General features: G+C 70.9%; 5 protein-coding genes and 1 pseudogene. 2 read left to right on the forward strand and 4 right to left on the reverse strand.

The window, feature by feature from the left end; all coding sequences use genetic code 11:
• The 4 genes from VFR64_04480 to VFR64_04495 form a co-directional block, all read right to left on the reverse strand.
• The coding region (locus tag VFR64_04480) for a DsbA family protein (GenBank protein ID HET9488997.1) at positions 1-339 on the reverse strand (339 nt) is incomplete at its 3' end.
• On the reverse strand, positions 336-1301 hold the full coding sequence (locus VFR64_04485; GenBank protein ID HET9488998.1) for a peptidyl-alpha-hydroxyglycine alpha-amidating lyase family protein: 966 nt from the start codon (positions 1299-1301) through the stop codon (positions 336-338). The genes VFR64_04485 and VFR64_04480, both read right to left, overlap by 4 nt.
• Positions 1301-2491: an alpha-hydroxy acid oxidase gene (locus VFR64_04490; protein ID HET9488999.1), complete on the reverse strand. Its 1191-nt coding sequence runs from the start codon at positions 2489-2491 to the stop codon at positions 1301-1303. The genes VFR64_04485 and VFR64_04490 overlap by 1 nt, the downstream gene beginning before the upstream one ends.
• 43 nt (positions 2492-2534) lie before the next feature.
• Complete coding sequence (locus VFR64_04495) at positions 2535-3470, reverse strand: LysR family transcriptional regulator (GenBank protein ID HET9489000.1); 936 nt, start codon at positions 3468-3470, stop codon at positions 2535-2537.
• A gap of 87 nt (positions 3471-3557) precedes the next feature.
• On the opposite strand from VFR64_04495, the gene leuC reads away from it, so the two are divergent.
• Both leuC and VFR64_04505 read left to right on the forward strand, forming a co-directional pair.
• Positions 3558-4961: a 3-isopropylmalate dehydratase large subunit gene (gene leuC / locus VFR64_04500; protein ID HET9489001.1), complete on the forward strand. Its 1404-nt coding sequence runs from the start codon at positions 3558-3560 to the stop codon at positions 4959-4961.
• A pseudogene (locus VFR64_04505) lies at positions 4958-5251 on the forward strand (isopropylmalate isomerase). Before leuC ends, VFR64_04505 begins: the two are co-directional and overlap by 4 nt.

A 5251-nucleotide genomic window follows, 5' to 3' on the forward strand; every position in this document is an offset into this window, starting at 1 on the left:
GCGGAACAGGACGTCGTGCAGGGCCTCGCCGCCCGGCTGGGTGTCGGCCCACTTGCCCAGCTCCTGGGCCAGGCGGCTGTTGTAGGTCATCGTGCGCTCGCCGTAGGGCAGCCCCTCGGCGTCCATGCGCGCCTTCATCTGGGCGTGCATGGCCTTGCGGTCGACGTTGCGCCCGGCGAACAGCTCGGCCAGCGAGCGGCCTTCGGGCGGTGTGTCCGGGTGCAGGGGGAAGTGCACCCACTCGATCTCCACGCCATGCTCCCGCTTGAGCTTCTCAATACGCACGGTACTGAGATAGCACCAGGGTCAGACGTAGTCGGAGAAGATCCTCACTTTCATGACGGCACCTTGACGAGCTTTTGCAGGCTGCGCAGGCCCGGCGGCGGGGGCTGGTCGCGGTAGCGGTTGCGCCAGTTGGTGAAGGAGACCTCGCCCACGTAGATGTCGCCGCGGGAGTCGACGGCGAGCCCGTGCGGCGAGCCGAACTGCCCCGGCTCCAGGCCGGCCGGCCCGCGACCCAGCCGCGCCAGCAGCTCGCCCTTGGCGCTGTAGATGCTGACCCGGGGCCCGATGTTGGGCACCTCGTAGTTGACGTTCAGGCCGCCGCCGATCTCGCCGATGTAGAAGCGCGGCTGGGGGCCGGATTCCAGGTACAGGCCCGAGGGACGGTGCATGTTGTTCCACTGCGTCTCGTAGCGGCCGTTGCCGTCGAACACCTGCACGCGATGGTTCTCGCGGTCGGCCACGTACACCCAGCCGTCGGCGTCGCAGCAGATGTTGTGGGGGATGTTGAACTGCCCCGGATCGGTCCCGGGTTCCCCCCACGACAGGAGCAGCTTCCCGTTCGGCGCAAACTTGTGAACGCGGGCGTTGCCATAGCCGTCGGAGACGTAGAGGTCGCCCTGAGGCGACAGGGCCGTGTGCGTGCACCGGTGAAACGGCTCACCGCTCATGTACGGCTTCGGCGAGCCGGGAATCCCGATGGTCAGCAGCACCTTGCCGTCCAGCGTGCAGTGCCGGACGGTGTGGTCCCCGTCGTCGGTGAGCCACAGCGTGTCGTCTGGAGCCATGTGCACGCCGTGGGCCCGCCGGAACACCCCCTCGCCCCAGGACCGGAGAAAATTGCCGTCGCGGTCGAACACGACCATCGGGTGCGCCCCCCGGTTGAACGCGTAGACGCGGTCCTGCCGGTCGACCCCGACGGCCGCCACATCGGCGTTGAACTCCCGTCCCGGCGGCAGCTTCGCCCAGTGGTCATGCACTTCGTATCGATGCTCGCCCGAACCCAGGATGACAGGCATCAGCACGACTCCCAGCTCTTGGGGACGTTGACGTACGAGCGGTCCAGCTCGGCGACCGACCGGCATCCGAGCAGCCGCAGCGTGCGATCCAGATCGGCTCGCAGGATCTCGATGGCCCGCGCCACGCCGGCCTCGCCGGCGGCGGCCAGGCCGTAGGCGTAGGCGCGCCCGCACAGCACCACGTCGGCGCCCAGGCACAGCGCCTTCACGACGTCGGTGCCCCGGCGGACACCGCCGTCCATCCACACCTCGGCCTGTCCCTTGACCGCGGCGACCACCTCCGGCAAGGCGCGCAGCGAGGCCTGCACGCAGTCCAGCTGCCGGCCGCCGTGGTTCGACACCGAGACCGCCATGGCGCCGGCGTCGACGGCCCGCCGGGCGTCGTCGCCGGTGAGGACGCCTTTGGCCACGATGGGGCCGCGCCAGCAGTCCTGGATCCACTTGAAGTCCGCCCACGTCACCGTCGTGGTCGCCAGCGCGGCGCCGACGTCCATGAGCGGCATCGGCCCCTGGCCGGGCACGACGACGTTGGGCAGCGGCCGCAGCCCGCCGTCGCGCAGGAAGCCGGCCAGCCAGCCGGGATGGGCCAGCACGTTGGGCAGGAACGGCAGGCGGTCCATGAGGCGGCCGCAGATCAGCTCCTTCATCCCGTTGCGATGGTCGCGCTCCCGCATGCCGGCAACCGGGGTGTCGATGGTGACCACGAGCCCGGCGTACCCGGCGACCCGCGCGCGCTCGATGACCGCCTCGGCCGCGGCACGGCCCCCGACGAGGTAGAGCTGAAAGAAGACCGGCCCGGTTGAGCCCGCCTTCACGTCCTCCAGCGGGTGGCCCGAGATCGTCGAGAGGATGTACCCGGTGCCCGCCTTGCCGGCCGCGCGGGCCGCCGCCACCTCGCCCCCCGGATGCATCATTCGCGAGTAACCCACCGGGGCCAGCAGGAACGGCAGCGAGATGTCGCGGCCGAGGACGCGGGCGCGCAGGTCGCACTCGCCGACCGCGACCGCCTGACGCGGCCGGAACGTCACGTCATCGAAGGCGCGACGATTCTCGCGAAGGGTCACCTCGCCCTCGGCTCCGCCGTCCATGTAGTCGAACACGGCCCGGGGCAACCGCCGGCGCGCGAGCGGCCGGAAATCCTCCACGCAAACGACGTGCGGCGGTGCCACCTTGCGGGCTGCCCTCGTCATGGACGCCATGGTGGGGCATGCTGCGCCAGCGGGCCGGCTGTCGTCAAGGCCGGCCGCCACTGGCGGCGCCCCGCCGGCGCCGGAGCCGGGTGCCCACGCGCGCGCCGGCGGCGACCAGGAGCGCCACCAGGCGGGCCAGGGCGGGCTGGCGGCGCGCAACCGGACGCCAGAGAAGACTGACCGGCAGTGATGGCACTCGAGCCGGAGCGCTCACGATGCGATCCCCAGGCGACTCGCCCAGCGCGAGGGCGGGAACCAGCCCGATGCCGAGCCCGCCCGAGGCGTACGAGAGCAGCAGCGACACGCTCGGCACATCGATCGTGGACACGGGGCGGATCCGCGCGTCGGCGAGGTACTCGTCGAGCAGGGCGCGCCCGCGGCTCTCGGCGGCCAGGCGCAGGACCGGCTCACGACGCAGCCGCTCCGTGAGCGGCGTCCGGTCGCCGCGTTTGGGTCGCGGGCCGACCCAGAGGAAGGGTTGATCGAAGAGGTGGCGGTCCTCCAGGCCGCGAGGCGTCTCCTGGCCGGTGACGACCGCGAGGTCCACCTCGCCGACCGCCACCAGCCGGACACCCGCCCGGGAATGCGTGGTCACCATCTCGAAGCGCACGGGCGGCTCCTCGTCGAGCAGGTCGCGCAGGACGGGGGCCAGCAGCCCCTTACCCAGATAGTCGCTGGCCGCCACGCGCAGCGTGATGGCGGGGCGGCCGGCCAGCTCGGCCAGCTGGGCGAAGGCGGCCTCGGCGCCGCTCCACAGCTCGCGTACGACCGGCAGCGCCGCCTCCCCGGCGGCGGTGAGGCGGACCCCGCGCCCGGCCCGCTCGAAGAGCTTGATGTCGAAGTGGCTCTCCAGCCGCCGGATCTGCTGGCTCACCGCCGAGGAAGTGATGTGACGCTGGCGGGCCGCCGCGGCGACGGAGCCCGTGCGGGCCACCGCCAGGAGCGTCTCGAGGGCCGGCAAGAGCGCGCCGTTGACCATGAAGCGGAGCTTAACATTCCCGGCAGAACGTTTCACTGGACTACACTGTCCGGCTCGGGCAGCATACGCGGTCGAAGGAGGAGCTCCATGGCACGCACGCTGCTCGACAAGGTGTGGGAGGCGCACACGGTCCGGACGCTGCCGTCCGGGCAGACCCAGCTCCTGGTCGGCCTGCACCTGATCCACGAGGTCACGACCCCGCAGGCCTTTCAGATGCTCAAGGAGCTGAAGCTCAAGGTGCGCATGCCCGAGCGAACCTTCGGCACGCTCGATCACATCATCCCGACCACCGATCAGACTCGCCCCTACGCCGATCCCCTGGCCGAGGAGATGGCGGTGCACATGTACCGCAACATGAAGGAGTTCAGCTTGCCGCTCTTCGACATGCAGAGCGGCCGGCAGGGCATCGTGCACGTCATCGGGCCCGAGCTAGGGCTGAGCCAGCCGGGGATGACCATCGCCTGCGGCGACAGCCACACCTCCACGCACGGCGCCGTGGGCGCCATCGCCTTCGGCATCGGCACCACCCAGGTGCGCGACGTGCTGGCCACCCAGTGCCTGGCCATGGCCAAGCCCAAGTTGCGGCAGGTGCGGGTGGAGGGCGCGCTGGCCCGCGGCGTCTACGCCAAGGACGTGATTCTGGCGATCATCCACCAGCTCGGCGTCAAAGGCGGCGTCGGCTTCGCCTACGAGTACGCCGGGCCCGTCATCGAGCGAATGACGATGGAGGAGCGCCTCACCGTCTGCAACATGTCCATCGAAGGCGGCGCGCGCTTCGGGTACGTCAACCCCGACGCGACCACCATCGAATACCTGCGCGGGCGCCCGTACGCGCCCAAGGGCGACGCCTTCGAGCGCGCGGCCGCCTGGTGGAAGTCCATGGCGACCGAGCCCGGCGCGACCATCGACGACGTCGCGCGCCTCGACGGCAGCGCCATCGAGCCGGTGGTGACCTGGGGCATCAACCCGGGCATGTCGGTGGGCGTGAGCCAGCGCATCCCCGCGCCGGACTCCCAGCCCGAGCCCGAGCGGCCGACCTTCCGCGAAGCGCTGGCCCACATGGGCTTCCAGGCGGGCCAGGCGATCAAGGGCGCCAGGATCGACGTGGCCTTCGTCGGCTCGTGCACCAACGGGCGCCTGTCCGACCTGCGCATCGCCGCTGAAGTGGCGAAGAAGGGCAAGGTGGCTAAAGGCGTGCGCGCGTTGATCGTTCCCGGCTCCCAGCAGGTGGCCCGGGCCGCCGAGGCCGAGGGCCTGCACGAGATCTTCCAGGCCGCGGGCTGGCAGTGGCGCAAGGCCGGCTGCTCCATGTGCCTGGGCATGAACGACGACAAGCTCCAGGGCCGCGAGATGAGCGCCTCGTCCAGCAACCGCAACTTCATCGGGCGCCAGGGCAGCCCCACGGGACGCACGCTCCTGATGAGCCCGGCCATGGTCGCCGCCGCCGCCATCACCGGCGCCGTCGCCGATGTGAGGGAGATCCTCAGATGAGCACGGATTTCAAGCGCCGCCAGGTGACGGGCCGCGGCATCCCGGTCACCGGCAATGACATCGACACGGACCGCATCATCCCGGCACGGTTTCTGAAGGCCGTGGTGTTCGAGGGGCTTGGGGAGCACGCGTTCGAGGACGCGAAGAAGCAGAATCCGGAGCACCCGTTCAACTCGCCGGCCTATCGTGGCGCGTAGATCCTGGTCGTTGGCCAGAACTTCGGCTGCGGGTCGTCGCGGGAGCACGCGCCGCAGGCGCTGATGCGGTGGGGGATTCGCGCGATCGTCGGC

It is taken from the genome of Candidatus Methylomirabilota bacterium (genome assembly GCA_035709005.1).
Classification (GTDB): Bacteria; Methylomirabilota; Methylomirabilia; order Rokubacteriales; family CSP1-6; genus 40CM-4-69-5.

What these genes read in the sequence shown, in the direction of transcription:
- VFR64_04485 (HET9488998.1), bottom strand. Translation starts at nt 1,301, where the DNA reads ATGCCTGTCATCCTGGGTTCGGGCGAGCATCGATACGAAGTGCATGAC.
- VFR64_04490 (HET9488999.1), bottom strand. Translation starts at nt 2,491, where the DNA reads ATGACGAGGGCAGCCCGCAAGGTGGCACCGCCGCACGTCGTTTGCGTG.
- VFR64_04495 (HET9489000.1), bottom strand. Translation starts at nt 3,470, where the DNA reads ATGGTCAACGGCGCGCTCTTGCCGGCCCTCGAGACGCTCCTGGCGGTG.
- leuC (HET9489001.1), top strand. Translation starts at nt 3,558, where the DNA reads ATGGCACGCACGCTGCTCGACAAGGTGTGGGAGGCGCACACGGTCCGG.